Origin of the sequence: Nocardia sp. CA-129566 (genome assembly GCF_050956075.1) — a bacterium.
Classification (GTDB): domain Bacteria; phylum Actinomycetota; class Actinomycetes; order Mycobacteriales; family Mycobacteriaceae; genus Nocardia.
The window spans coordinates 6,342,724-6,366,633 of sequence record NZ_CP192085.1 but is presented as its reverse complement, the minus strand read 5'-3'; the positions used below and the strand labels follow the sequence as shown (position 1 = coordinate 6,366,633).

The following is a 23,910-nucleotide window of genomic DNA, read 5'->3' as shown; positions in this document are numbered from 1 at the left end:
CGGATCGGCGTCAGGGGAGTGAACACTCGCGCAGGTAAACGTGGGTGTCGCGTGTCCGAGCGTGGGTCTTGCGCTATCAAGCGGTAGCGTCTATCGAGAGCTGGACCGTACGAAAGCGAGGTCGGGCCTGATCGGCCTCGCTACGCTCGGGCAGATGATGCCGGAGTCGGGCGAAGGCAACGGGCAGGAACGTGTAAGGAGCAGCGGATCGTGACGACAGCCGGTGCGGCAGAGCCGCCGATGGGTGCTGGGGCGCAGCCGCTTACGGGTCCCCGGATGGGTCCGTACTCGGAGGCGGCGGCGGAGACGCTGTGGGGCAACGGTGCCGAACCCGTCCCCGAAGACGCGACGCTCGGTCCCACCGGGCGTCCGCTGCGTATCGTGCCCGAACCGCCGCCGGTCGAGCGGCACGGCGATGCCCTCATCGTGGCCATGTGCAATCAGAAGGGCGGCGTCGGCAAGACCACCTCGACGATCAACCTCGGCGCCGCGCTCGCGGAGTTCGGCCGTCGGGTGCTGCTGGTCGACCTGGATCCGCAGGGCGCGCTGTCGGCGGGATTGGGTGTTGCCCACCACGATCTCGACCTGACCGTGCACAACCTGCTGATCGGATCCAAGGTCTCCATCGACGAGGTCCTCATGGAGACCCGCGTCGAGAATCTGCATCTGCTGCCGAGCAATATCGATCTGTCGGCCGCGGAGATCCAGCTGGTCAACGAGGTCGGTCGGGAGCAGACCCTGGGCCGTGCACTGGAACCGGTGCGCGACCGCTACGACTACATTCTCATCGACTGCCAGCCCTCGCTCGGGCTGCTGACGGTGAATGCGCTGGCCTGTTCCGATGGCGTGATCATTCCGATGGAATGCGAATACTTCTCGCTGCGCGGGCTGGCGCTGCTCAACGACACCGTGGAGAAGGTGCGCGACCGTCTCAACCAGCGGCTGAGCCTGTACGGCATCGTGGTGACCATGTTCGATGCGCGGCTCCTACATTCGCGCCAGGTCATGGCGCGCGTCGTCGAGGTATTCGGCGATCTGGTGTACGACACGGCGATCGCGCGGACCGTGCGGTTTCCCGATGCCAGCGTCGCGGGTGAACCGATCACCACATGGGCACCGAAATCCGGTGGGGCCGAAGCATATCGGGCGATGGCGCGGGAAGTCATCCACCGGTCCGGCCGGTGATCGGCGGTACTGAACCGGCGCCATCGACGAATGCGAATACGCTCGGCACGGAGTCCGGTGAGTTCGCCGATCAGGGCTCCGGTGCCGGGCGTGCCGTGTCGGCCGACCCTGCGGGTGAGCGTGATTCCGCTGCCGCACTAGATGATCTCCCCGGTAGACCTGGAAATGCGGGGGAGTCGGCGGTAGTGCAGGGGGATTCCGAGGCGGCATCGGCGCAGCAGTCGGGGTTTCAGCTGCGGCTGAGCAACTTTCAAGGGCCGTTCGATCTGCTGTTGAATCTGATCAGTTCGCGCAAGCTCGATGTCACCGAGGTCGCGCTGCATCAGGTGACCGACGAATTCATCGCCTACACCAAGGCTTTGACCGCGAGCATCGGGCAGCAGGACACGCTGCGCGCCGACAAGATCCTGGATCAGACCACCGAATTCCTGGTCGTCGCGGCCACATTGCTCGATCTCAAGGCGGCGCGATTGCTGCCATCGGGTGAGGTGACCGACGCCGAGGATCTCGAACTCCTCGAGGCGCGCGATCTGCTGTTCGCGCGGCTGCTGCAATACCGCGCGTTCAAGCAGGTCGCCGAACTGCTCGGTGAATTGGAAGCGGTCGCGCTGCGCCGCTACCCGCGTGCGGTCGGCCTGGAGGAGCGCTTCGTCGACCTGCTGCCCGAGGTTACGCTGGGGGTGGACGCACACGAATTCGCCGCGATCGCCGCTGCGGCCTTCCGGCCCCGACCGGCGCCCAAGGTCGGACTCGACCATCTGCACCAGCACGCCTTCTCGGTTGCCGAGCAGGCCGCGCTCGTGCTCGAACAGCTCAAACTGCGCGGACCGGGCGGCTGGACGACATTCGGCGAACTGGTCGCCGACTGCGAAGTGCCGATCCAGATCGTCGCCCGCTTCCTGGCCCTGCTGGAGCTGTACCGAGGCAAGACCATCGAGTTCGACCAACCCGACCCGCTCGGCCCGCTCTCGGTGAGCTGGACCGGCGACCCGAAGGACGAGACCGCCGACACCGTGACCATCGAGGAGGACTACGGGTGAGCGAGCGCACCATGTCACAGCGCACGACGGAACCGGGCGCTAGCGAGGTGCGGTCGTGAGCGAGGAGTTCGGCGAGCGCACCCGAGACGCCGCGGCATCGGTGGAGCACAACGGTGTCATCGCTGGCGAGGATGCGCGATCAAGTGACGTCGAGGACAGCGCGGCGATCGTGCCGGGCGAGCGCTCCGAGAACGCGGCCCCCTCTGATGACGAGACGACGAGTGCAGAGGAGTTGTCGCCGAGTGGCGTCGGCGGACGAACCGATGGCACCGCACCGTCGAGTGCGTTGGGCGCAGTGCCCTCAGATGTGGAGGGGACGAGCGCGTCCTCGTCGAGCGGCCATGGTGGACGCGCCGATGGCGACGCACCGTCGAGTGCGCCAGGTGATGAGCCGTCCGGTGGGAGCGTCGAAGGCGCGAAACCTGGCGTCGCGGCGCGATCGGGTGAGGATGAGTCGGGTTCGGACGAGACAGTGGCGGAGCTCACGCCAGAGCCGTTGGACGATGACGAATTCCGATCGGCGCTGGAGGCGATGCTGCTCATCGTGGACGCTCCGGCGCCGGTAGAACTGCTGGCCGACGCGTTGCGGGACAGTCCGGCGCGGGTGGAGCGGGCACTGCTCGCGATGTCGGCGGAACTGTCCGCGCGGGCCAGTGGCATCGACCTGCGTTTCGTGGGTGACGGCTGGCGCTTCTATACTCGCAGCGAGTACGCGCCATATGTGGAACGGATGCTGCTCGATGGTGCGCGCTCGAAATTGACGCGGGCGGCATTGGAAACACTGGCGGTGGTGGCATACCGCCAACCGGTGACCCGGACCAGGGTCAGCGCGGTGCGCGGCGTGAACGTCGACGGCGTGATGCGAACCCTGCTGGCTCGCGGACTGATCGCCGAGGCCGGGGTGGACCCGGAGACGAACGGCACGCAGTACCGCACGACCGAACTGTTCCTGGAACGGATCGGGCTCGCATCGCTGACCGACCTGCCGCCACTGGCGCCCCTACTGCCGGGCGTCGACCTGATCGACGAGATCAACGAGAGCCTGGAGACGGACCCCCGTTACACCAGGTTGAAGAAACCCGCCGAGACCGATTTGGATCTCGGTACCGAAGAAGACTGACAGGACAACATGAATACGCCCGCTCGCCGAGATGGCACACCGGATCGTAGGAACAGAAGCGACCAGCCCCGTCGGGGCGGCGCAGGCCGAAGCACACGCGACGCGCGTTCGGCACAACGGGGAGGTACGCAGCGCGGGGCCGAATGGGGCGGCTCCTCGCACGGGGGCAGTGGCTACCGCGGTTCGTCCCAGGACAGCGGCGGCGATCGCGGCTACCGCGGTTCGTCCCGGGACGACGGCGGCTACCGCGGCTCTGCACGCGGCTCGGACTACCGCGGCTCGTCGCAGGGCGATCAGCGCAGCGGCGGTCACCGCGGGACCGCGCAGGGCGGCGGATACGGTGCCGCGCGCGGTAGCGCCGATCGGCGTGGTTCGTCGCAGGGCGGCTACCGCGGCTCCTCCCAAGGCGAAAGCGGTTACCGCGGTTCGTCGCAGGGTGGTTCGGGCTACCGTGGTTCGTCCCACGGCGGCAGCGGCGATCAGCGCGGTTCCCGCGGTGACGCCTATCGCGGTGCCGCACAAGGCGGTTCGGCCTCGCGCGCCACCGGTTCGCGCGGTTACACATCGGGAAGTGCTGCGCAGCAGGGCAATCCGTCACGTCGTCCGGCTTCGGCCGCGATGTCCGCGCCGGTCGGCAAGAAGGCCAAGGCCCCGAAGCCGCAGAAGAAGGTCGTCGCCGCCCCGCTGCTGAGCAATGCCAAGCCCGCCAAGCGCCAGCATGTTGATCAGCCCGCCGAGGGCGGCCACGAGAAGATGCCGTGGGGCGAGGGCGAGCGGCTGCAGAAGGTGCTGGCCAAGGCCGGTGTCGCCTCGCGCCGCGCGGCCGAGGAGATGATCGCTCAGGGCCGGGTCGAGGTCGACGGCGCGATCGTCACCGAACAGGGCCTGCGGATCGATCCGCAGCAGGCGGTGGTTCGTGTCGACGGCACCCGCGTCATGGTGCGCGAGGAGTTGGTGCACCTCGCGCTGAACAAGCCCAAGGGCTGGCAGTCCACCATGTCCGACGATCTGGGCCGCCCGTGTGTCGGCGATATTGTCGCCGAACGCATCGCTGCCGGTCAGCGCCTGTTCCACGTCGGTCGGCTGGACGCCGATACCGAGGGGCTGCTGCTGCTCACCAATGACGGCGATCTCGCGCATCGGCTCATGCACCCGTCGTTCCAGGTGGAGAAGACCTATCTGGCGACGGTCAATGGTGAAGTCCACAAGGGGATCGGCAAGCGCCTCAGGGACGGTGTCGAACTCGAGGATGGTCCGGCCAAGGTGGACAAGTTCCAGGTGCTGGAGATCAATGAGGGACGTTCGCTGGTCAAGATCGTGTTGCACGAAGGGCGCAAGCACATCGTGCGCCGACTGCTGGACGCGGTCGGCCATCCGGTGACCCGGCTGGTGCGCACCAATATCGGTCCGATCGCGCTCGGCGATCAACGGCCCGGCACGCTGCGCGTGATCGGTCGCGATGAAGTCGGCAAACTCTATGAGGCGGTGTCGTTGTGAACGGTGTAGAGATTCCCGTGGAGGTCCCTGCGATGGTTGATGGCACCACGCCGCTGGTCGTTGCCATGGACGGGCCTTCGGGCACCGGTAAATCCAGCGTCTCGCGGCGACTGGCCACCCGGCTCGGTGCCAGCTACCTGGATACCGGTGCGATGTACCGCGTCGCGACCCTGCGTGTGCTACGTGCCGGTGTCGAGCTGAGCGACGCGGCCGAGATCAGCGCCGCGGTCAAGGAGTTGCCGCTGACCATCGGCACCGATCCCAGCCGCGAGGTGATCCTGCTCGATGGTGAGGACGTCTCCTCGGAGATCCGCGGCAATGCCGTCACCAAGGCGGTCTCCGCGGTGTCGGCGGTGGCCGAGGTACGCGATCTGTTGGTCGCGCTGCAGCGTGAAATCGCTTCCGCCGCAGCGCGAATCGTGGTCGAGGGGCGCGATATCGGCACCGTCGTGCTGCCGGAGGCGGACGCCAAGATCTACCTCACCGCCTCCGCCGAGGCCCGCGCCCAGCGCCGCAACCAGCAGAACATTGCCGAAGGCCGCGGCGACGACTACGAGGCCGTGCTCGCCGATGTGCAGCGGCGCGACACCCTCGACTCCACCCGCACGGTGTCCCCACTGCGTCCGGCCGACGACGCGGTGCTGGTCGACACCAGCGAGCTGAATATGGATGAGGTCATCGACGAGCTGTATCGCGTTGTGGTGCGGCAGGTTTCGGTTGGCCGGACGGGAAGTGCACAGTGAGTGAGGACGTGCTCGCGGGCGACGGCGTCTGGAGCGACGAAGCCGATTGGGAGATGGCCGATCTCGACGAGTTCGGTGACGAAGAACACCTTGTCATGCCGACCGTCGCGGTCGTCGGGCGCCCGAACGTCGGTAAGTCGACCCTGGTGAACCGAATTCTCGGCCGCCGCGAGGCTGTCGTCGAGGACATTCCCGGAGTGACCCGCGACCGCATCTCCTACGAGGCGAGTTGGGCGGGTCGGCGGTTCCTGGTGCAGGACACCGGTGGCTGGGAGCCCGATGCCAAGGGCCTGCAGCAGTCGGTGGCCCGCCAGGCCGAACTGGCCATGGAGACCGCCGACGCGATCCTGCTGGTGGTCGACGCCGTTGTCGGAGCGACCGCGACCGACGAGGCCGCGGTGAGGAAGCTGCGCCGCTCCAAGATCCCGGTGATCCTGGTCGCCAATAAGGTCGACGACGAGCGCGTCGAGGCCGAAGCGGCCGCACTGTGGTCGCTGGGCCTCGGCGAACCGCGCATGGTCAGCGCCTCGCACGGCCGCGGCACCGGCGACCTGCTCGATGACGTACTGGAAGTCCTTCCGGAGACGCCGCGCGAGGGCACCGGCGGTACCGGCCCACGCCGGGTCTCGCTCGTCGGCAAGCCGAATGTCGGCAAGTCCAGCCTGCTCAACAAGCTCTCCGGCGATGAACGCTCGGTGGTGCACGATGTCGCGGGTACGACCGTCGACCCGGTCGACTCGCTGGTCGAGTTGGGCGGCAGGATCTGGAAGTTCGTCGACACCGCGGGGCTGCGGCGCAAGGTCTCCCATGCCAGCGGTATGGAGTTCTATGCGTCGCTGCGCACCAAGGCGGCACTGGAGGCCTCCGAGGTCGCGATCATGCTGGTCGATGCCTCCGAGCCGATCACCGAACAGGACCTGCGGGTGATCAGCATGGTCGCCGATTCCGGTCGCGCACTGGTGCTGGCCTTCAATAAGTGGGATCTGGTCGACGAGGACCGCCGCCTGCAGTTGGACCGGGAAGTGGACCGCGACCTGGTCCGGGTGCCATGGGCGCAGCGCGTCAATATTTCCGCGCATACCGGACGCGCCGTGCAAAAGCTGGTGCCCGCCATGGAGACCGCGCTGGAATCCTGGGATAAGCGCATTCCCACCGGCCGGCTGAACAACTGGCTCAAGGAAGTCATCGCGGCGACACCACCGCCGATGCGCGGCGGTCGCCTGCCCCGCGTCCTGTTCGCCACCCAGGCGACCACCCGTCCGCCGACCTTCGTGCTCTTCACGACGGGCTTCCTGGAGGCCGGATACCGCCGCTTCCTGGAACGCCGTCTGCGCGAGGAATTCGGCTTCGATGGATCCCCGGTCCGCATCTCGGTGCGCGTCCGCGAGAAGCGCGACCGCAAGAAATAACCCGCGCACCCCTCCGACAGAACGGACGCCGCTGCGAAGCAACGGCGTCCGTTCTGGTCTCTCGCTCATGCGAAACACCTGACTTCGGCAAACCTCGAGTGAATCTCCGTACCCGGGTTTAGTTTGGTATTCGACCGATCTGCTTCGTGAAGCGATGCGAACTCCGTTGAGTTCGAATGCCGAGGCCTGCCCCGGACCGTTCGACCAGCAGGCCATCTCCGATATGGCCCCGACCTGGTCAGGAGTCGAGTTCAGAGTGTCCCCGCAGTCGATCCATCCGATATCCGCAGTGCCCCGCCAACTACCGGGTAGGAGGTGCCCATGACTCGTGATTCGGAGTTCATCGTCATCCCCCTGCGCACCGATGCCGCCGACGGGGATTCGCCGCGCGGATACTGTCAATTACATCGAGGGTCCGAACATGCCGAGCACAATCGGAAATTGATCGATCTGCTCGGGGCGATATCCGCGGGGGACCGCGACGCCTTCACCGAGTTCTATCGCGAGACCAGTCACCGCGTTTTCGGTATGGCGGTGCGCGTCCTGCGCAGCCACGCCGAGGCCGAAGAGATTGTGCAGGAGGTATATCTGCAGGTGTGGTCGCAGGCCGATCGCTACGACCACACCCTGTCCAGCCCGATGGGCTGGCTGATGACGCTGGCGCATCGGCGCGCGGTCGACCGCGTCCGACGCGAGCGCGCCGCGTCGACCCGCGACATCGTCTACGGACACACGCATTTGGGACGTGATCATGACGTCGTCGCCGAAGCGGTCGATCAGCACCTCGATGCGGAGGCCGTACTCGGCTGCCTGCAGACCTTGACCGAGATGCAGCGGGAGGCACTGGCGTTGGCCTACTACAGCGGACGAACCTATCCCGAGGTGGCCGAACAGCTGGCCGTCCCGCTGCCGACCATCAAGAGTCGGATCAGGGATGGGCTCAAGCGTCTCGCACACTGTCTTTCCGGAGGTGACAATTGATGAGCGACCACGACCGACCGGCCGCGGACTTGCTCGACCTGGCTTACCCGTATGCACTGGATTCGCTCGATACGATCGAGCGCAGACGTATCGAACGCCGTTTGGAGGGTGTGGACGAGGCCATTGCCGCCGAGTTCGCCACCACGGTGTACGACCTGCGAGAAGTGCTGGCCTCACTCACCGTTGTCGACGCCATGGCCCCGCCGCCAGAGCTCGAGACTGCACTGCTGCGGGCGCTCGACGAATCTCTGGGCGCCGATCGCCACCCCGTGCGCCACCGCTGGCGTGGGCGGTTGGGCTGGGTGACGGCGGCCGCCGCGGTGATCATTACCCTCGGTGCGGGCGTCGCGATGGTGATGCTGCACGCCGCATCTGCCCCTGCGCGCGGCATGAGCGCGGAGTTGATGCTCGCGCAGCCCGATTTGCGGACGCGGTTGGTCCCGGTGTCCTCCGGCGGCGCCCTCACGGTGCGGACCTCCGCCGGGATCGCTACCGCGATGGTGAGTTTCGACGGTATTGCGGCGCCACCGGATGGGCGCATCTATCAGGTCTGGCTGGTGTCCGCGGACGGGGTACCGCATTCGGTCGCGGTGGTCGTGTCGGCCGCCGCTCCGTCGGTGCTCACCCGCTTCGATACCGTCGATACCCTGGCCATGACGGTCGAACCCGCAGGCGGTTCGGCCACACCGACCGGCACACCGATCGCGCGCCTCGGACTCGCCTGAACTCGCCGGGGCGGGGTGCCGTGCCGAGCGGTCAGCCGAAGTCGGCGCGGTGGTCGGATACCCATTCGGCCAGCGACCGCGCCGGGCGGCCGGTGAGGTCGGCGACGGTGGAGGTGGTTCGCGGTCGCGGTGCGGCCATCATCGTGTCGTAGCCGTCGAGCAGGACCTCGACGAATGAGTCGGGGAAGGATTTGTCGGCGAGCAGCCGTTGCCGGGCCTGTTCGCGGGTGAGTTCGGCCCAGCGCAACGGTCGCCCGAGCACTTCGCCGATGACCCGCACCTGCTCGGCCTGGGTGAGCACTTCCGGTCCGGTCAACGTGTAAGTAGCTCCGGCATGGCTGTTTTCGGTGAGTGCTCTGGCCGCTACGGCGGCCATATCGGCCTCGTGGATCAGGCTCATCGGCAGCGCGCCATGGCTGCCGTGCACGATATCGCCGGTGCGGATCTGATCGGCCCACCAGAGCGTGTTGACGGCGAAGGTGCTCGGCCGGATCACCACCGATTCGATGCCGCAGCCGTGTACGAGCCCTTGCTGCTCCTCGAAGCTGAGATCCGGAATGCCGCCGGTGCCGAGGAACACGACGCGACGGGTGGACTCGGCGATGATGTCGAGCGCCTTCGGCAGTTGTGCGCCGGTATGCAGTGGCCACAACAGGAAGACCGCATCGATTTCGTCGAGGCAGCCGATCAGGGTTTCGGGTTCGGACAGTTCGGCGCGTACTACCCGCACGTCGGCCGGGAATTCGGCCGTCGCCGGGTTGCGGGTACCTGCGCGCACGTGGTGACCGGCCACCCGGAGTTGGGCGACGAGTTGGCTGCCGACATTTCCGCTGGCGGCGAGGACGAGGATGTTCTTGGCCATGCCACGATCGTGAGGACGGGGAGTGGTTTCTACCAGTGTCAGGGCTGATATCACTGGAAACCGTCAGAAATGGAGATCTGATGATGGATACCGTCGATCGGGCACAATCCACGCGCTGCAGATCGACGGCCGGACGTCCTTTCGGGCCATTGCCGAAGTTCTCGACGTCTCCGAGAACACCATCGCCCGTCGCTACCGTCAGCTCCGAAATGCCTACGCGCTCAGGGTGATCGGACTGGTCGATGGCCGTCGTCTCGGCTACGTCCAATGGACGATCCGATTGCGCTGCACCCCGGACGCCGCCGGGTCGGTCGCGAAAGCCCTTGCGGCCCGCGACGATACGTCCTTCGTCTATCTGCTCTCTGCGGGGACCGAGGTGTCCTGCACGGTCCAGACCCGCAGCACGGAAGAGCAGGAAACCCTACTGCTGCACAAACTTCCACGCACCAGTCGAATCGTTGCCATGTCCGCCCACCTGCTGTTGCGCGGATTCATGCTGCCCGACGGCTGGCAAGGCCTCGCCGCACTGACCCCCGACCAGGTCGACCAGCTGCGTCCCGCCCCGGCCGACTCCGAAGACGGCCCCGTGCACCTCGACGAAGGCGATAAGACCCTCCTGCGCGCCCTCAACCACGATGGCCGCACCCCCTACTCCGACCTCGCCACCGCCACCCGATGGTCCGAAACCAAGGTCCGCCGCCGCATGGACACCCTGCGTCGCAATGGAATCCTGCGCTACCAACTCGATATCCCCGCCGCCGCACTCGGTTTCGGCACCGAAGCCCGCCTGTGGATCGCCACCCGACCGGCCGCCGCTGTCACTGTCGGAGAAGCCATGGCCCGCCACCCCGAGGTTTCCTTCGCCGCACTCACCACCGGTGCCACCAACCTGGTAGCGGCGGTCAACTGCCGCGACCCGCACGACCTCGGCCGCTACCTCACCGAACGCATCGCCGAGCTGCCGGGGATCGCCACTGTCGAATCGGCTCCGGTCATTCGTACCGTCAAACGCGCGGGATCCCTCGTCCTCTGACACCCGGCGTGGTCTGTGTCACGGTGCCGAGTCGTCGTAGGCGGCGTAAGTTCGTTAATTAGCGAAATACCGAAGGGAGGTGGATGTGCTCGACGAGTGCAAGGCGCTGGCGAACGAGACTCGGCTGAACATCTTGGCGTGGCTCAAGGATCCCGATGCGAACTTCCCGGAACGCGGTCCGGACACGACCGAACTCGGCGTGTGCGTCGGCCTCATCCAACAGAAGGCCGGGACCTCGGCGTCGACCATCTCGGCGCATCTGGCGATCCTGCAGCGCGCCGGATTCCTCAGCGCCACCCGTCGCGGCCAGTGGACGTACTACCGCCGCGACGATGCCCGCATCCGGGCCTTCACCGAAGAACTCCACCGCGTTCTCTGACTTTTCGAAAGGCAGCGTCTTATGCCCACCGCACTGTCGATCCTCGACTTGGCGTCGATCGCACCCGGCCGCACCGCGCGCGACAGCTTCGATAACAGCGTCGCGCTGGCTCGGGTCGCCGAACGCAGCGGCTACCGACGCGTCTGGTACGCCGAACACCACAACATGCGCTCGATCGCGTCCAGCGCCACCAGCGTTCTCATCGGTCACGTCGCGGCGCATACCGACACCATTCGGCTCGGGGCGGGCGGCATCATGCTGCCGAACCATTCGCCACTGGTGATCGCGGAGCAGTTCGGCACCCTGGAGACGCTGTATCCCGGACGGATCGACCTCGGACTCGGCCGCGCACCGGGCAGTGACCAGAAGACCATGTTCGCGCTGCGCCGGGACCCGGCATCGGCGGACTCCTTCCCCAAGGACGTACTGGAATTGCAGGGGTACCTGACGGGGAACTCACGAGTGCCCGGAGTGCAGGCCGTGCCGCGGGCGGAAGGCGTAGTGCCGCTTTATATTCTGGGATCGTCACTGTTCGGTGCGCAGCTCGCCGCGCAGCTCGGTCTGCCATACGCCTTCGCATCGCACTTCGCGCCCGACGCGCTGCACCAGGCGGTGGCCGTCTACCGCGACAGTTTCCGGCCGTCGGAGCAGCTGGCCGAGCCGTATGTGATGGCCGGAGTCAATGTGTTCGCCGCCGAGGACCACGACGCGGCGGCGGAGCAGAAGGCGGTCGCCTATCGTGCGCGCGCACGGGCCATGATCAGGCGGGGTGCGGCGGGTGCCGAGTTCACCGACGAGGAGATCGACGCATTCCTCGCCTCGCCCAACGGCAGCCAGCTCAGCGCGATGACCCGCTACACCGCGGTCGGCACGCCCGCCGAAGTTCGGGACTACCTGGCGGATTTCGCGGGATCCATCGGCGCGGACGAACTCATCGTCGCGCACCACGCCACCGAAATCGACGACCGACTCCGGTCCGTCGAACTCACCGGTGCGGCCATCGCCGCGGACGAGGCGGTGATTCGTTAACCGCGTTTCACAGTTCGGCGCCGACGATCAAATTCGCGGTGATGGAGCCATCGGCCTCCTTATCGCCGTGGACGACGACCGCGGCGCCGACCTTCACATCCGACACGCTGGTGCCGCTCAGGATCAGTACCTGGGTTTTGGCGTTGATGTGCACATTGGTTTTCGCCCCGAGTAGCCCGGCCACGGTCACGGTCTTGCCGTCGTTGGCCGTGACCTCGCCGACGGTCAGCCCGCGGTTGACCTGAACCGCGTTCGCTGGCACGGCGGTGCTGGTGGCCACCGCAGACACGCTGGGGGCCGTTGCCGAATCTTCGGATCGGCCCGACAGCAGCAAGCCGACCAGCAACGTCGATGCGACCGCGAGGGTGGTTCCGGTGAGCATGCCGACATCGAGTCGGAGCGGCCGATTCGACGGAATCGTGATGGCAGTGAGTACTACCCGGTCGACTGCCAGCTCGTTGCCGCTGGACTCCTTGGCAGGCAGGCCCTCGGGCTGGTTCGACCACGGGGTGGCCGGTGGACTCATAGCTTCAACGTTAAGCAATCGAGTACGACCGCCTATCACCACTGACGGGAGCATGTGGACGCGCTGATCGCGACGCGGGCGCTCGCGACGGCGGGTCTGCGCGGACTTCGACGACCAGTACCTGGCATTATCCGTTCATGGTCATTCCCAGCGTGTTGCCGGAACGCCCCAGCACCGGAACCCCGTTCGAAACGGGCTGGCCGGTCCGCCTTGCCGACACCGACCGAGACCAACGCCTGCGTCTGGATGCCATCGCCCGCTACCTCCAGGACATCGGCTTCGAACACCTCGGCGCCGTCGAGGACGGTGACAGCCACCGCGGTTGGGTGGTCCGTCGCACCGTCATCGATATCCTCGAGCCCATCGAATTCGGCGAACACGTCACCCTGCGCCGCTGGTGCTCGGCGCTGTCCAACCGCTGGTGCAATATGCGCGTCCAAATCTGCGGCAACAAGGGCGGATTGGTCGAAACCGAGGGATTCCTCATCCATTTCGGCACCGAATCCGGCGTCCCCACCCGAATGAGCGACCGCTTCATGGCGCCCATGCTCGCCAGCACCACCGAACACCGCCTGCGCTGGAAAGCGACGCTCACCGACCCACTACCCGCCGGCCCCGGAATCCAGGAGCTATCCTTCCCGCTCCGCATCGCCGATATCGACTGGTTCGACCACGTCAACAATGCCGTCTATCTCAGCGCACTGGAAGAAATCCTGGCCGCCCACACCGACCTCGTATCCGGCCCGCACCGGACCGTCATCGAATACGCGAAACCATTGCAGTCGGAGGAGCAGGTCCGCGTCGTCGGCCGCCGCGACGACACCGCCCTCCACGTCTGGTTCGCCGTCGGCGACGAACCCCGAGCCGCCGCCCGCGTCACCCCGCGCTGACCCACCAACCCCACCCGCCACACCGATAACCAGGCGATTCGGTGTCTCGCCCACCCCTGAGGTAATCTTTTCGAGCGCCCACCGCCGGGCGCAACGGGCTGTGGCGCAGCTTGGTAGCGCACCTGACTGGGGGTCAGGTGGTCGCAGGTTCAAATCCTGTCAGCCCGACAAAGAAACCCCTTCTGACCTCGGTCGGAAGGGGTTTTCTCATGTCCGGTTCAGGCTCGGATTTGAGCTGATCGCATCAAAATGTCAGATTTTCGAGCTCATCCGCCTCGCGCCCAGCGCTCGAGGACGTCGCGATTGTCCGGCACGGTCTCCGGGATGTCGATGTAGTGGCCCTTGGCCACCGCCGTGGTGTTGCCCAGCTGGCGGGCCGCCCGCTCCGGGTCGCCGTAGGCGTTATCGACCTCGGTAGCGGCGCCCTTGCGGAAGGTGCGTGGAGTGATCCATGCGAAGGTGTCGCCGCGGGCGGCACGCCAGGTCCTGCCGAAGTTGTTCGGATTGCGCACCGTCCCGACCCGGGAAGGGAACAGCAACCCCATCGGATTCGGCTGCCCCGAGGTCTTCAGGTACTCGATGGCCTCGCGGATCGAGTCGACGGTGTGTGGCGGCAACAAGATTCGGCGCCATCCGTTTTCCGTCTTCGGAGCGGGCTTGCGGACCCATCCACCGGTGCCTTTGCCTTTCTGCTCGACCAGGGTTCCCGTGACGTCCAGATACGGGTCGGGGGCATCGAGATCAATATCGTCGAGTAGCAGCGCGAAGACCTCATGCGGGCGCATGCCTGTCCCGGTGATCACGTCGATCACCCACACCACTGCCCAGTCCCGTGCGGGCCCGGTCGTGTAGGCCGGGGTGCCGGGAATCGCCTCACCGCGAGCCCATGCGCGCACTTGTGCACGGAAGGCCGGCAACGCTTGCTGGTCTTGGACCTTGCCGCGCGCTTGCTTCTTGCGCCGGGTGAACGCGCCGACACCGTCGATCGGATTCGTCTCGACGGCACCGTGACGGACGGCGATCTGCAGCATCGCACGCAGGACGATCTTGTGCTGCTTGGCTTTGCGGCGCAGCCCCAGGCTCACGAGCCGTTTGAGGTGCCGGTCCAACTCTCCGGTGGTCGCTTGCCAGACCTGAAGATTACCCAGGGAATTCTCGATCTTGATCGTCTTCGGGTCGGCACGCTTGTCCTTCGAGACGTAGATCTCGCGACGGTAGTCCTCGATATTTCCGTCGGTGTAGGCGTCATCACCTTCCAGTTCGACGAGTAGTTCGGCGGCCAGATCCATCAGCTTGGTAGTGCGGGTGATGCGCTGAGATCCCAGTTGTTCCCGGTGATCGCGCATGGCTTCGGCGAGCCGGTTGCGTGCCTCGTCGGCGCTGGTGCCCATGCGTTGCAGCTGTGTGCGTCCTGCGGCCCCGTAGAAGTAGACGGCGGTGCGCCAGCGTCCGTTCTTCTGCTTCTTCGGCTTCGTCGGTGTGCCGAAGGTTCCTACGGGCTTGGGGAGTCTGCCGCCCAATTGTGGTTTCTCCCTTCAGTAGTCGGTGTGTGGGTTGCTGGGATGCTGCGCTGTGGTGAGCCACGGACCTCGGCGGCCCTGGCAGGTGCTCGGTGGGGTGGGCGAGATGGGTCCGCTGGACTGACCGATCGGCCGAGTCGGGGAAGCGATGCCCAGCGACGACGAGTCTCGAAGATCGGAAACGCGGTTTCAAGATCAGAAAGTTTGCCAACAGTTAGCAGTGAAGCGGAAAGGTCATGTTGGGTTGCTCGGATTCGGTGACGACTCCATCAGCGGCAACGGACATTCGGGCGAGGGCTGCCTTGTGCCGGGGCCGCAGCGGCATGGCAGCCGGTCACGTCTTGTCCAGTTGCTCTTGCTCCCAGGCGAGCAGATCGCTCAGTCGATAGCGCCGGTACCGCCCCATTCGTGCGAATCGAGGACCGCGTCCGGCGCTCGCCCAGGCGGCGAGGGTCTTCTTCGGAATCTTCAGCCGTTCGGCGACATCGTCGGTGCTGAGCCAGACCACTTCACCGGACACGGCGGTCTCCATGCGACATCGCTGCATTGCACCGGCTGTCGATGTGTTCGTCGCCAAGGACGCGGTGGGCTGAACAGGAGTGTGTTACCGGCTGATTCGGTTCTCGTCGGCGCAGAGGCCCGAAAGACTCCACCCGGAGTCGGTGCGCAGCTGTGCGCGCAACGACGAAACTGGCTGGCAGTCCATGGCAAGTGACCGAAGTGATGCAGAACGGTCGACAGGGCCAACTGGCAGCGCTATGCACTCGCTTGGAATCCCGTGCCCCCAACACAGACAGCGCTGTGGTGATTGGTGGCATGGCCGCGCTGGAAGAATCAAGGGGGAGTGGACACATGGGTTACTCATTCCTAACCCGATCCGCGATTCATCCCCAACCTCCATGAAACCCCAAATCCCAAATTTTCGCCACCGATCTTGCATCGGCGGACGGCTTTCATGTGGGCGCCAGCCTTCACGCTCGGTCGACAACTCGGGGAGCATGAGGTTGTCCGTCGACCGGAGCTGCCGCAAAGACGATCGCCGAACGAAGCTGTCGGTTCTCGGAACCGAGATCGTCACGGTGAGCTCGAAGACGCTCTTGCGTCCGGTAGGTGGGGATCCGCAGTGCGCTGAAAGTTCGAGTGCCACAGTCACATCGAGACTAAGGCACTTGTCTATGTCCAGGATTATGTTGAGGGGCAAGGGAAGTGCGCCGAACTGGAGCGAATCGGCACGCTGGCGCTGGACCACGCTCGGTATCCGTTCGGGTGCCCGTGTGGACGGTGGCGACCAATCCGCTTCTGCCTCATCGTCGCGGTGTTTAGCCGCTCGAGGCCCTGTGCCGAGGGATCGGAGGGCCTACCGGCTAGCTGGTCGCGGCGGGCGAAGTCGTCGCAGGCTCTGGCGCTGCGGTGCCGGATCGTGCTGGGCTGTGCCGAGGAAGAAGGGTTGCGGTCGAACAAGGAGGTTGCCGCCGAGCTGGGGATCTGGCCGCAGACGGTGACCAAGTGGCGGAAACGGTTCCTGGACAAGCGAATCGAGGGTTTGGGTGATGAACCACGGCCCGGGGCGCCGCGCACGATCACCGACGAGCGGGTCGAGGCGGTGCTGGTGGCGACGTTGGAGCGGCAGCCGGCCGATGCCACGCACTGGTCGCGGGCGTCGATGGCCGCAGAGAGCGGGCTGAGCCGCTCGACGGTGGGCCGGATCTGGAAGGCGTTCGGGCTGCAACCGCATCGCGCCGACGAGTTCAAGATCAGCAACGACCCGCAGTTCATCGACAAGGTCCGTGACGTGGTCGGGTTGTATCTGGATCCACCGGAGAAGGCCCTCGTCCTGTGTGTTGACGAGAAATCCCAGATCCAGGCTCTGGACCGGTCGGCGCCGGTGCTTCCGATGATGCCGGGCATGCCCGAGCGGCGCACCCACGACTACATCCGCCACGGCATCACCACCCTGTTCGCTGCCCTCGACATCGCCACCGGCGAGGTGATCGGCTCGATCCATCGCCGCCATCGGGCCAGCGAGTTCAAGAAATTTTTGATCAAGCTCGACAAAGAAGTACCGGCCGAGCTGGACGTGCACCTGATCTGCGACAACTACGGCACCCACAAGGCCCCTGTCGTGGCGAAATGGCTTGCGGCACATCCACGTTTCCACATGCACTTCACCCCCACCTACTCCTCCTGGCTCAATCAGGTGGAACGCTGGTTCGGCCTGCTCACCGACAAGAAACTCCGCCGCAGCGCACACCGGTCGATCCAAGCCCTCGAGAAGGACATCCGCGACTGGATCGACCAGTGGAACCAGAACCCGAAACCGTTCACCTGGACCAAGACCGCCGACGAGATACTCGAACGACTCGCCTCATATCTTCAACGAATTCCAGGCGCAGGACACTAGTCGGGTAATGTCGGCGCGTACCCAGCCGTCCCGATCCGCCGAGTTGATCTTCCCCCACTCCCAAATCGCGACCTGTGGAATCACAGGGGGGTGCTCATAGAGCATCTCTGGAGCTGCAAGCACGGGAAGAGTGTCCATATCTTGCGGGTCCGGGGCGGGGAACAAGACCTTCAGAGGCTGACCGCCAATCACAGTCTCGTACACCTTACCCAGGCAGTCCGGCGCTACCGCCAGTCCTTCCCGCTCCATGAACAAGCGGCCTTCAACTACGCGCGTCATCGCCTTGGTCGGCGGAGCTTCATCCCGGCCTGACTCGTTCATGCCTGCCACGATGTCATATCCACTGGCGACACCAGCTGCGAGCGTAACTCCGGCCGCACCTTTGGTACTGAACGCGTCGAGAGCTCAGGGCGCTCGCCACCTATCCATAGTCACGTTCGCGCCCATTTTGAGCGTGACGACCGCACCCGGTGCCGTGCCCGTGATGGTGGCGGTGTGTCCGAGAGCAGCTACAGCCTCGTGAGCTTCTGCCCCTTCTTCACCAGCTCGCCGATCTGCGTCGCCCACCGGACAGCAGTCGGTATGGTGTCGATCTTCGGTTCGAATGAATCCAGCTCGCCTACGGGCACCCAGGCGTAGTCCGAGTATTCCTCATTCAGTTCGATGTCGCCGCTGTCGTACTCGCCGTAGAAGTGCGGCAGAATCATACTGTTGCCGTCCTTCTTCTTGAAAAGGACGTTGTACGAGAGGTCTTCGGCGATCGCGATGATGGCCGCCTTGCCGATTTCTTCTTCCTTCTCGCGGCGTATCGCATCCAGGATGGAGCCGTCGGTGGTTTCCATCTTCCCGCCGATGAGGGAGTAGACGCCGTCGTAGTCGGCTTCTCCCTTGCGTCGGGCCAGCAGGACACTGTCGGTCGCGGGGTCGATGACGACGAGCTTCTGACAGTATTGGAAGTGAGTGGTGTCGCTCATGCGGGATATCCAATTCCATTCTTACCGTAGCTGTTTGGGCTGTGTAGTGCGGCTGCCGTCCACGTATACCGTGATCCCGCTCAAGTTTGCCTGGTAGCCAGCGAGATAGGCATCTCTGACGTCCTCGGCCGTGGAACCGGCCGGGAGGTTGATCGTCTTCGCGATGGCCTCATCGGTGTAGCGCTGCAGCGCGGCGGCCATGGCTACGTGGCCGTCCGTGCCGATGCCCTGCGCTGAGGCGAGGAGCTCCCTGACAGGCGGCGACTGTACCGCGTAGTCGCCATGGATCGACTCGCCGTACTTCGCCCACACGATTTTCTCCAGATGATCCAGGACAGCGTCATTGGCGGCGAAGGTATCGAAGTGCGGCTCCACCCCGGTGGAGGCGTCGATGACCAGGGCGCTGCGGCCAGTGGGCGGAAGCGCGATTGTCGAGACGTTACGCAGCATGCCGGTCGCGGCGATGTGTCGGGATAGGCAGCGCCAGTCGTCGGCCGCCACGGTGCCGGAGGTCAGATGCCCATACAGGTTCTCGATGTGCCCTGGGCGTACGCGGTGACGGTTGCCGACGACCATTGTGCGCATCGCGCCGCATGGCCCGCGGGTCTCGGCCAGGCGGACCGACGCCTGCTTGGAGGCGAAGTTGACGAACGAAAGGATATCTGTCATCAGTTCGCGGGCCGCGTCGGAATCGTACGGCAGACCGACGATGCTCAGCGCGTCGGCGACGCCACACAGCCCGATTCCGATCTTGCGCTTCTGGTGCGAGACATACTGTGCCCGAAGCTCGTTCAGGTTCGCTTCGCTGACCGCCAGGCAGTTGTCCAGCGCGCGGGTCATCAGGGCGGTGACCTGTTCGAGCTTCGCGAAGTCAATCACCGGCCGGTCCGCGCTGTCGGTCGAGACGAACTTGCCGACGTTGAGGTAGCCGAATTGGCAGGTCTCACCAGCGATGAGTCCCACCTCCGCGCACGGTGCCGTCGTTGTGTACGCGCCCATCCCGGGAACGGGGTTGCGTCCGTTCATCCGGTCAAGGAACACCACGCCGGGATCAGCGCATACCGCCGCGGACTGGCAGAGATCATCGAACAGGCAACCCGCGTCGATCTTGCTGCCGTCATCGAGTTCGATGCGGTCGCCCCGATGGACCGCCGCCATGAACACGTCGCCCAGGTTGACCGAGATGTTGAACTTCCAGTCGGTTGGGTCGGAGGCGGCGTCGGCCTTGGCGGTGACGAACTCACGGATCTTCGGGTGCCGGACGCTCAGGATCGCCATATTGCCGACCGGGCGATCCTCCCTACCACTGGTGGCACTCTCGACCGCGACGTGATTGAGGAAACGCAACGTGGCGACGGGATCGTCGGTCGCATCGAGGTTGAATCCGGTCCCCATGCCCTGCTCGTGCAGCACGAGGACTTCTTCGCGTAACCGCCGTGCTCGAGACGGGCCAACGTCCACGGTTGGCACCGTGCACGCTGTGAGCGGCCTGTCCGTGTGTCGGCCCGCATTCGTCATGACCGGCGTACTCATGACGATTTCCTTGTTGTCGAAGTCACATTCGAACTCGGCGGCGAAGGTCTCGGCCTGACGCCAACCGGAGAACGCTGCCTCTTGTTTTGCAAGGCAGCGCGTCATGCGCTCGACCATGGTCGCTGGCGTCTCATCTGGGCCGATGATTCTCCCGGTTCGAAGCACATGCTCGGCCGGTGCGGACGGGTGAAAACGAGACATAACCAGCTCATTTCGATCGCGCGAACGACTTATTCGTTTCTGAGGCAGCACGCGTCGACCCCGACAGCTGTCGGGGTGCACGCTGTGGATGCGTTATTTCGTGGGCTATTTCGGGGTGCTGCTACGCGGCGTCGGGCGGGCCAGTTGTGACCGCCAGGTCCCACTGCGTGGCCTGCCCGGTAGCGATGGCGAATTCCTCGATACTGTTCACTACCCGGCCGTGGGTCAGGTCAAGGCCGAACGAGGTGGGCTCGGTCCCGGTCACCGCAGCGATCATGGCGCGTGTCGTGGTCTCGATCGCCTTCTTCCGCTCGACCAACGTCCATCGGGCCACTGCCGGCACATGGACCACCCACCGGATATCGCAGCAGTGCACCGTGACGAGGTACTGGCGCAACGTCATTCGCTCCCCTCGTTCCCGTGATGAGGGCAGCTCGGCACCAGGGATGAGCAAGCCTGTTGTGCTGTCCCGAGCGGGCTTTCACCTGATGCCGAGCGCCTGATCATCGACGGTAGAAGCCCAGCTCAACGCGCTGCCAGGCTTTTGCTCGGATTTGCTTCGGGCATGCCTGGACCGTTGACCGGCCGTCCCGGGTCGAGCCACGATGACGATGTTCGAGCAAATTCGCGCATCATGAGATCAAGGACGGTCGCCATGCGTTTACGATGCCTCGGTGTTGGTAGTCAGAACGGAACGTGCCCAACGCTTTTCGCGTCTGATCACGGAACGTATGTCATCCAGGGATGGCGCAGCGGTCCTGACGGCTCCGTGATCGAGATCCCGCACATGCTGATGGGCTTTCTGGAGCCGGGCACGTGCTTGGGGGCTTCGCTCACGGATACCGGGCGCGGCACGTTCACGCTCAGCGGTACCCCCGTGACGGACCTGGAAGCCCTGCAACAGATGCAGTTGCCCGGTCACGAAACGGCCATCGAAGTGCCGATTGGAAAGGAAATCCGGCCCGTATGAAGCTGATCCAGGGCGAGGACTTTATCGGCCTGTTCCGCACTGGTGCGTGGAAGCGGGGCTTCCACCTGGAAACTCAGGACGAGTACCTCGTTGCCGATGAGCACGAGCCGTTCCGCAAGTTCCTGGCCGGAGAGCCCGACGACTACGAATGGTGCCGTTCCTGGGATGACTTGATCCGCGACGTGACCAGTCGCGGCAAGCAGGTGCACCGGGTGCGGCTGGTTAGCGTGCCGCACGTGGACTACACCCGGTTCGGCCTCACCATCGCGCCGCTGAACATCGCGGCGGGCGAGGAGATCAAGTGGCTCCCGCGGCCCCTGATCGATCCGGCAGAGTTGACCGGTGATGACTACTGGTTGTTCGATGACCGCCTGGTCGTGTTTGTCACCTTCAAAGACGATGGTGACTTCGGCGGGTTCGCCGTCACGGAAGATCCGGTGATTGCGGCCCACCTCACGGCGGTTCGAGACAAGGTGTGGGGCCTCGGCATCCCGCACGCTGACTACGTGGAGAGCGACTACGCTGCTGCCAAGTGACCAGCTCCAGCGTTCGTGATGCCAGAGAGGCATTAGGCTCCCGCCTTCGGGAGCTACGCAAAGACGCGAGCCTCTCTGGCGTCCAGCTGGCCGAGCTGGCCGGGTGGCACTCCTCGAAAGTATCGAAGATCGAAAGCGGCAAGCAGACGCCAGCCGAAGCTGACATTCGTATCTGGTGCCGTCACTGCAAGGCCCGACAGCAGATACCCGACCTGATCGCCACCCTGCGCAACGTCGAAGCCGCCTACGTCGAGTGGAAACGAATCGCCGGTATCCGGCGCAAGCAGCAACAACTGCACACCTTGGAAGAAGGCACCCGGCTGACCCGTTGGTTCGAGCCGGTCATCATGCCGGGCCTGCTCCAAACCCCGGACTACATGCGCGCGATGCTCACCAAAGTCGCTGCGTTCTACAACCACGACGAACCCGTCGACGACGGCATCGCTGCCCGGCTGGAACGGCAGCAAGTCCTTCGACATGGCAACCATCGCTTCAATTTCGTTCTTGCCGAACAGGTTTTGTACACCACCGTCGGCTCCGACGACGTGATGATCGGCCAACTCGACCACGTTCTGAGCACGATGCGTCTGCCGAACGTAGTAGTGAGCATCATTCCGCACATGTCCGACTACCAGGTGCCGACAACGAACTTCGCCATCTTCGACCGCAAGGTGGCCCACGTCGAAACGATCTCGGCTGAGCTGACTATCACCCAGCCGCGGGAACTGATCCTCTACGAGCAGGTGTTCCAGACACTCCTCGGGCAAGCCGTGGTGGGTGAGGCCGCGCGGGTCTTGATCGGCAAGGCAATGGGACGGCGACAGCCGCAGTCCACGGGTGGACCGTGACCCTCCCTTGATAGCTCTGAGGGGTCAGCGGCTCGCCACCAACCCAAGAAACTCACGAACCTCCGGCACCGCCGCGTGCGGACGAATATCCTGCACGACGCTGTCGATAGTCGACTGCAGCCGCGTCGACGTCACGCTGTTGATCTGGTCGAAGTGGTCGATCAGGATCTGGCAGCCATCCGCGATCCCGCCGCCCTGAATCTGGTTCTCGGCCAACTTGATACGCCAGCCGACATTCTCCCGTGGCCATGACATCGTGCCGTCGACTGCCTCTTGCAGATAGGCCGTCGCGGTGCGGTGGTCACCGATCCGCATGTACGACCAGCCGGTCATGCCGGCCAGGGCCGCTGGTGGCAGATACACCCAATCCGGATCGTGACCACGGCCCGATTCGTAGGCACGGTGCGCCCGGCTGATGGCGTTCGTCATCGCGCTCGCATCGCCCGTCGCACTGTGGGCGCCCGCTTCGTAGATAGCACCCACGGCGCGCAGTCTCGGCCCACCGTCGCGACGCGCGGCGGTTTGCGCGGCATCGGCCAGGTTGACCCCGTCTCTGGGACGTGCCTCCCTAGAAGGCTTCGACGGGCCGAAGCCACCCTGAAAGCTCTGCATGCTGGCGTTGAGTAGGGCGTGTGCCGCAGCGATGCCGTCGCCTGCGGCAGCTGCGGTCTGTGCCGCTTCCGCGTAGTAGCGCCGTGCGTGATCCAACCGGCCCGCGTCGTAGTGAACCCATCCCGCAGCTGTCATCATCTCGGCAGCAGCACTGGTGAGCTGGCGACCGATGGCCTCGCTGTAGCTGGCGGCACCCAGCAGCTGCTCGACGTACCGGACTTCGTTGGCAGCGAGGCGACACAGCCGATCGCCGCCAACGAGCAGGTCAAGCTCATGAATCTGATTCGTGCTGGCGTTGATCTCAGCGATATCGGCGGCACCGACATGGACGGTTCCCGTAGATGCAGCGGCTTGTCCTGCGGCACCGACAGTCACGGCAGTTCCGGCTCCGAATGCGCTGGCTCGTAGGAAATTGCGACGATTCACGTCCGCCTCCTCGTCCGACTCCACTACCAGTATGGCAAGCGGAACGTGAAGCGCCTTGGCAATTCGCCGCAGGACCCGTACGTCGTGTACGGCGGCACCATCGTGTTCGAGCTGCGAAATAACGGGCTGGGCATAGCCGAGGATGGCTCCCAGCTCGGTTTGAGTCATCCCGAGTGATTTCCGAACCCGGCGGATGACCTCGCCGGTTGTCATATGCATCCTGCTGTCTCCGCTCTCGAATGAACGTGCATTTGCAAGATCGGCTAAACGCTCGGGACCAGTTGCCGGTCAAGGGTTTTCGCCCCTAACGGCACCATATACGGTTTTCCGCATATTTTAGAGGTTTCGCCTATTTGCGCCGGTCAACCGCAAAAACCCCACCCTACGGTCGGGACCGCACCTGGCACCGGGACGACGCCTTCCGCCCCTCGGGTAGGCGCACCGGTCGCTGGAGAGGCTGGCAGTCCGGT

The 23,910-nt window shown here is 65.1% G+C and carries 25 protein-coding genes, 1 tRNA gene and 1 pseudogene; 18 read left to right on the top strand and 9 right to left on the bottom strand.

Annotated features, from left to right (window positions below; genetic code table 11):
- The first annotated feature begins 276 nt into the window (after window positions 1-276).
- The 8 genes from ACQP0C_RS27885 (at window position 277) to ACQP0C_RS27850 (ending at window position 8,700) form a co-directional block, all read left to right on the top strand.
- Complete coding sequence (locus tag ACQP0C_RS27885; protein WP_354958099.1) at window positions 277-1,185, top strand: ParA family protein; 909 nt, start codon at window positions 277-279, stop codon at window positions 1,183-1,185.
- Window positions 1,186-1,370: 185 nt separating this feature from the next.
- Entirely contained in the window at window positions 1,371-2,225 is an 855-nt protein-coding gene (locus ACQP0C_RS27880; RefSeq protein WP_433734677.1) for a segregation and condensation protein A, read from the top strand.
- Between the two features lie 472 nt (window positions 2,226-2,697).
- Complete coding sequence (gene scpB / locus ACQP0C_RS27875; protein WP_433734676.1) at window positions 2,698-3,345, top strand: SMC-Scp complex subunit ScpB; 648 nt, start codon at window positions 2,698-2,700, stop codon at window positions 3,343-3,345.
- A gap of 9 nt (window positions 3,346-3,354) precedes the next feature.
- Complete coding sequence (locus ACQP0C_RS27870; RefSeq protein WP_433724631.1) at window positions 3,355-4,842, top strand: pseudouridine synthase; 1,488 nt, start codon at window positions 3,355-3,357, stop codon at window positions 4,840-4,842.
- Window positions 4,843-4,874: 32 nt separating this feature from the next.
- Window positions 4,875-5,585, top strand: a complete 711-nt coding sequence (cmk, locus tag ACQP0C_RS27865) for a (d)CMP kinase (RefSeq protein ID WP_433724629.1) — start codon at window positions 4,875-4,877, stop codon at window positions 5,583-5,585.
- Window positions 5,582-6,994 (top strand): ribosome biogenesis GTPase Der, encoded by a 1,413-nt coding sequence (gene der / locus ACQP0C_RS27860; RefSeq protein ID WP_433724627.1) that lies wholly within the window; start codon window positions 5,582-5,584, stop codon window positions 6,992-6,994. The genes cmk and der overlap by 4 nt, the downstream gene beginning before the upstream one ends.
- A gap of 321 nt (window positions 6,995-7,315) precedes the next feature.
- Window positions 7,316-7,975 carry an ECF RNA polymerase sigma factor SigK gene (gene sigK, locus ACQP0C_RS27855; RefSeq protein WP_433724625.1) on the top strand — a complete coding sequence of 220 codons (660 nt, stop codon included), beginning with the start codon at window positions 7,316-7,318 and terminating at the stop codon, window positions 7,973-7,975.
- The gene (locus ACQP0C_RS27850; RefSeq protein WP_433724623.1) at window positions 7,975-8,700 is read left to right on the top strand and encodes an anti-sigma factor; all 726 of its coding nucleotides are present in this window, start codon (window positions 7,975-7,977) and stop codon (window positions 8,698-8,700) included. The genes sigK and ACQP0C_RS27850 overlap by 1 nt, the downstream gene beginning before the upstream one ends.
- Before the next feature lie 31 nt (window positions 8,701-8,731).
- Here ACQP0C_RS27850 and ACQP0C_RS27845 read toward each other — a convergent pair whose 3' ends face one another.
- Entirely contained in the window at window positions 8,732-9,562 is an 831-nt protein-coding gene (locus ACQP0C_RS27845; protein WP_433724621.1) for an NAD(P)H-binding protein, read from the bottom strand.
- A 22-nt stretch (window positions 9,563-9,584) separates the two neighbouring features.
- On the opposite strand from ACQP0C_RS27845, the pseudogene ACQP0C_RS27840 reads away from it, so the two are divergent.
- The 4 genes and pseudogenes from ACQP0C_RS27840 to ACQP0C_RS27825 all read left to right on the top strand — a co-directional run.
- A pseudogene (locus ACQP0C_RS27840) lies at window positions 9,585-9,758 on the top strand (AsnC family protein); the annotation flags it as partial.
- 30 nt (window positions 9,759-9,788) lie between these two features.
- Complete coding sequence (locus ACQP0C_RS27835; RefSeq protein ID WP_433734675.1) at window positions 9,789-10,595, top strand: Lrp/AsnC family transcriptional regulator; 807 nt, start codon at window positions 9,789-9,791, stop codon at window positions 10,593-10,595.
- Window positions 10,596-10,680: 85 nt separating this feature from the next.
- A complete protein-coding gene (locus tag ACQP0C_RS27830; protein ID WP_433724619.1) occupies window positions 10,681-10,974 on the top strand; it encodes an ArsR/SmtB family transcription factor in 294 nt (97 codons plus the stop codon).
- Between the two features lie 21 nt (window positions 10,975-10,995).
- The gene (locus tag ACQP0C_RS27825; RefSeq protein ID WP_433724617.1) at window positions 10,996-12,003 is read left to right on the top strand and encodes an LLM class flavin-dependent oxidoreductase; all 1,008 of its coding nucleotides are present in this window, start codon (window positions 10,996-10,998) and stop codon (window positions 12,001-12,003) included.
- 7 nt (window positions 12,004-12,010) lie between these two features.
- Here the strand turns inward: ACQP0C_RS27825 and ACQP0C_RS27820 are convergent, their stop codons facing one another.
- Window positions 12,011-12,529, bottom strand: coding sequence for a DUF5666 domain-containing protein (locus tag ACQP0C_RS27820; RefSeq protein WP_433724615.1), 519 nt, complete (start codon window positions 12,527-12,529; stop codon window positions 12,011-12,013).
- A 137-nt stretch (window positions 12,530-12,666) separates the two neighbouring features.
- Here ACQP0C_RS27820 and ACQP0C_RS27815 point away from each other — a divergent pair, with 137 nt between their 5' ends.
- Together ACQP0C_RS27815 and ACQP0C_RS27810 are read left to right on the top strand one after the other, a co-directional pair.
- A complete protein-coding gene (locus ACQP0C_RS27815) occupies window positions 12,667-13,419 on the top strand; it encodes an acyl-[acyl-carrier-protein] thioesterase (RefSeq protein WP_433724613.1) in 753 nt (250 codons plus the stop codon).
- Window positions 13,420-13,513: 94 nt separating this feature from the next.
- A tRNA-Pro gene (locus ACQP0C_RS27810) sits at window positions 13,514-13,587 on the top strand.
- A gap of 98 nt (window positions 13,588-13,685) precedes the next feature.
- Here the strand turns inward: ACQP0C_RS27810 and ACQP0C_RS27805 are convergent.
- Window positions 13,686-14,939: a site-specific integrase gene (locus ACQP0C_RS27805; protein WP_433724611.1), complete on the bottom strand. Its 1,254-nt coding sequence runs from the start codon at window positions 14,937-14,939 to the stop codon at window positions 13,686-13,688.
- A gap of 334 nt (window positions 14,940-15,273) precedes the next feature.
- Complete coding sequence (locus ACQP0C_RS27800) at window positions 15,274-15,459, bottom strand: helix-turn-helix domain-containing protein (protein WP_329406653.1); 186 nt, start codon at window positions 15,457-15,459, stop codon at window positions 15,274-15,276.
- Between the two features lie 795 nt (window positions 15,460-16,254).
- Here ACQP0C_RS27800 and ACQP0C_RS27795 point away from each other — a divergent pair.
- Complete coding sequence (locus ACQP0C_RS27795; protein WP_433724608.1) at window positions 16,255-17,340, top strand: IS630 family transposase; 1,086 nt, start codon at window positions 16,255-16,257, stop codon at window positions 17,338-17,340.
- Here ACQP0C_RS27795 and ACQP0C_RS27790 read toward each other — a convergent pair.
- The 4 genes from ACQP0C_RS27790 to ACQP0C_RS27775 form a co-directional block, all read right to left on the bottom strand.
- Window positions 17,305-17,661 (bottom strand): hypothetical protein, encoded by a 357-nt coding sequence (locus ACQP0C_RS27790; RefSeq protein WP_433724606.1) that lies wholly within the window; start codon window positions 17,659-17,661, stop codon window positions 17,305-17,307. The two genes, ACQP0C_RS27795 and ACQP0C_RS27790, sit on opposite strands and share 36 nt — an antisense overlap.
- Window positions 17,662-17,849: 188 nt before the next feature.
- A complete protein-coding gene (locus ACQP0C_RS27785; protein WP_433724604.1) occupies window positions 17,850-18,314 on the bottom strand; it encodes an NUDIX hydrolase in 465 nt (154 codons plus the stop codon).
- Window positions 18,315-18,335: 21 nt separating this feature from the next.
- Complete coding sequence (locus ACQP0C_RS27780; protein WP_433724602.1) at window positions 18,336-19,964, bottom strand: hypothetical protein; 1,629 nt, start codon at window positions 19,962-19,964, stop codon at window positions 18,336-18,338.
- Window positions 19,965-20,169: 205 nt separating this feature from the next.
- Window positions 20,170-20,451 carry a hypothetical protein gene (locus ACQP0C_RS27775; RefSeq protein ID WP_433724600.1) on the bottom strand — a complete coding sequence of 94 codons (282 nt, stop codon included), beginning with the start codon at window positions 20,449-20,451 and terminating at the stop codon, window positions 20,170-20,172.
- A gap of 366 nt (window positions 20,452-20,817) precedes the next feature.
- Between ACQP0C_RS27775 and ACQP0C_RS27770 the strand changes: the two genes are divergently transcribed.
- Genes ACQP0C_RS27770 through ACQP0C_RS27760 form a run of 3 tightly spaced genes read left to right on the top strand, consistent with a single transcriptional unit; the run spans window position 20,818 to window position 22,402 of the window.
- Window positions 20,818-21,018 carry a hypothetical protein gene (locus ACQP0C_RS27770; RefSeq protein WP_433724598.1) on the top strand — a complete coding sequence of 67 codons (201 nt, stop codon included), beginning with the start codon at window positions 20,818-20,820 and terminating at the stop codon, window positions 21,016-21,018.
- The gene (locus tag ACQP0C_RS27765) at window positions 21,015-21,554 is read left to right on the top strand and encodes a DUF6879 family protein (RefSeq protein WP_433724596.1); all 540 of its coding nucleotides are present in this window, start codon (window positions 21,015-21,017) and stop codon (window positions 21,552-21,554) included. Before ACQP0C_RS27770 ends, ACQP0C_RS27765 begins: the two co-directional genes overlap by 4 nt.
- Window positions 21,551-22,402, top strand: coding sequence for a helix-turn-helix domain-containing protein (locus ACQP0C_RS27760; RefSeq protein ID WP_433724594.1), 852 nt, complete (start codon window positions 21,551-21,553; stop codon window positions 22,400-22,402). The genes ACQP0C_RS27765 and ACQP0C_RS27760 overlap by 4 nt, the downstream gene beginning before the upstream one ends.
- 24 nt (window positions 22,403-22,426) lie before the next feature.
- Here the strand turns inward: ACQP0C_RS27760 and ACQP0C_RS27755 are convergent, their stop codons facing one another.
- On the bottom strand, window positions 22,427-23,653 hold the full coding sequence (locus ACQP0C_RS27755; protein WP_433724592.1) for a helix-turn-helix domain-containing protein: 1,227 nt from the start codon (window positions 23,651-23,653) through the stop codon (window positions 22,427-22,429).
- Between the last annotated feature and the right edge of the window lie 257 nt (window positions 23,654-23,910).

What these genes read in the sequence shown, in the direction of transcription:
- ACQP0C_RS27885 (WP_354958099.1), top strand. Translation starts at nt 277, where the DNA reads ATGGGTCCGTACTCGGAGGCGGCGGCGGAGACGCTGTGGGGCAACGGT.
- ACQP0C_RS27820 (WP_433724615.1), bottom strand. Translation starts at nt 12,529, where the DNA reads ATGAGTCCACCGGCCACCCCGTGGTCGAACCAGCCCGAGGGCCTGCCT.
- ACQP0C_RS27775 (WP_433724600.1), bottom strand. Translation starts at nt 20,451, where the DNA reads ATGACGTTGCGCCAGTACCTCGTCACGGTGCACTGCTGCGATATCCGG.
- ACQP0C_RS27790 (WP_433724606.1), bottom strand. Translation starts at nt 17,661, where the DNA reads ATGAACGAGTCAGGCCGGGATGAAGCTCCGCCGACCAAGGCGATGACG.
- ACQP0C_RS27845 (WP_433724621.1), bottom strand. Translation starts at nt 9,562, where the DNA reads ATGGCCAAGAACATCCTCGTCCTCGCCGCCAGCGGAAATGTCGGCAGC.
- ACQP0C_RS27780 (WP_433724602.1), bottom strand. Translation starts at nt 19,964, where the DNA reads ATGGTCGAGCGCATGACGCGCTGCCTTGCAAAACAAGAGGCAGCGTTC.
- ACQP0C_RS27815 (WP_433724613.1), top strand. Translation starts at nt 12,667, where the DNA reads ATGGTCATTCCCAGCGTGTTGCCGGAACGCCCCAGCACCGGAACCCCG.
- ACQP0C_RS27825 (WP_433724617.1), top strand. Translation starts at nt 10,996, where the DNA reads ATGCCCACCGCACTGTCGATCCTCGACTTGGCGTCGATCGCACCCGGC.
- ACQP0C_RS27765 (WP_433724596.1), top strand. Translation starts at nt 21,015, where the DNA reads ATGAAGCTGATCCAGGGCGAGGACTTTATCGGCCTGTTCCGCACTGGT.
- cmk (WP_433724629.1), top strand. Translation starts at nt 4,875, where the DNA reads ATGGTTGATGGCACCACGCCGCTGGTCGTTGCCATGGACGGGCCTTCG.
- ACQP0C_RS27785 (WP_433724604.1), bottom strand. Translation starts at nt 18,314, where the DNA reads ATGAGCGACACCACTCACTTCCAATACTGTCAGAAGCTCGTCGTCATC.
- sigK (WP_433724625.1), top strand. Translation starts at nt 7,316, where the DNA reads ATGACTCGTGATTCGGAGTTCATCGTCATCCCCCTGCGCACCGATGCC.
- ACQP0C_RS27850 (WP_433724623.1), top strand. Translation starts at nt 7,975, where the DNA reads ATGAGCGACCACGACCGACCGGCCGCGGACTTGCTCGACCTGGCTTAC.
- ACQP0C_RS27755 (WP_433724592.1), bottom strand. Translation starts at nt 23,653, where the DNA reads ATGACAACCGGCGAGGTCATCCGCCGGGTTCGGAAATCACTCGGGATG.
- ACQP0C_RS27870 (WP_433724631.1), top strand. Translation starts at nt 3,355, where the DNA reads ATGAATACGCCCGCTCGCCGAGATGGCACACCGGATCGTAGGAACAGA.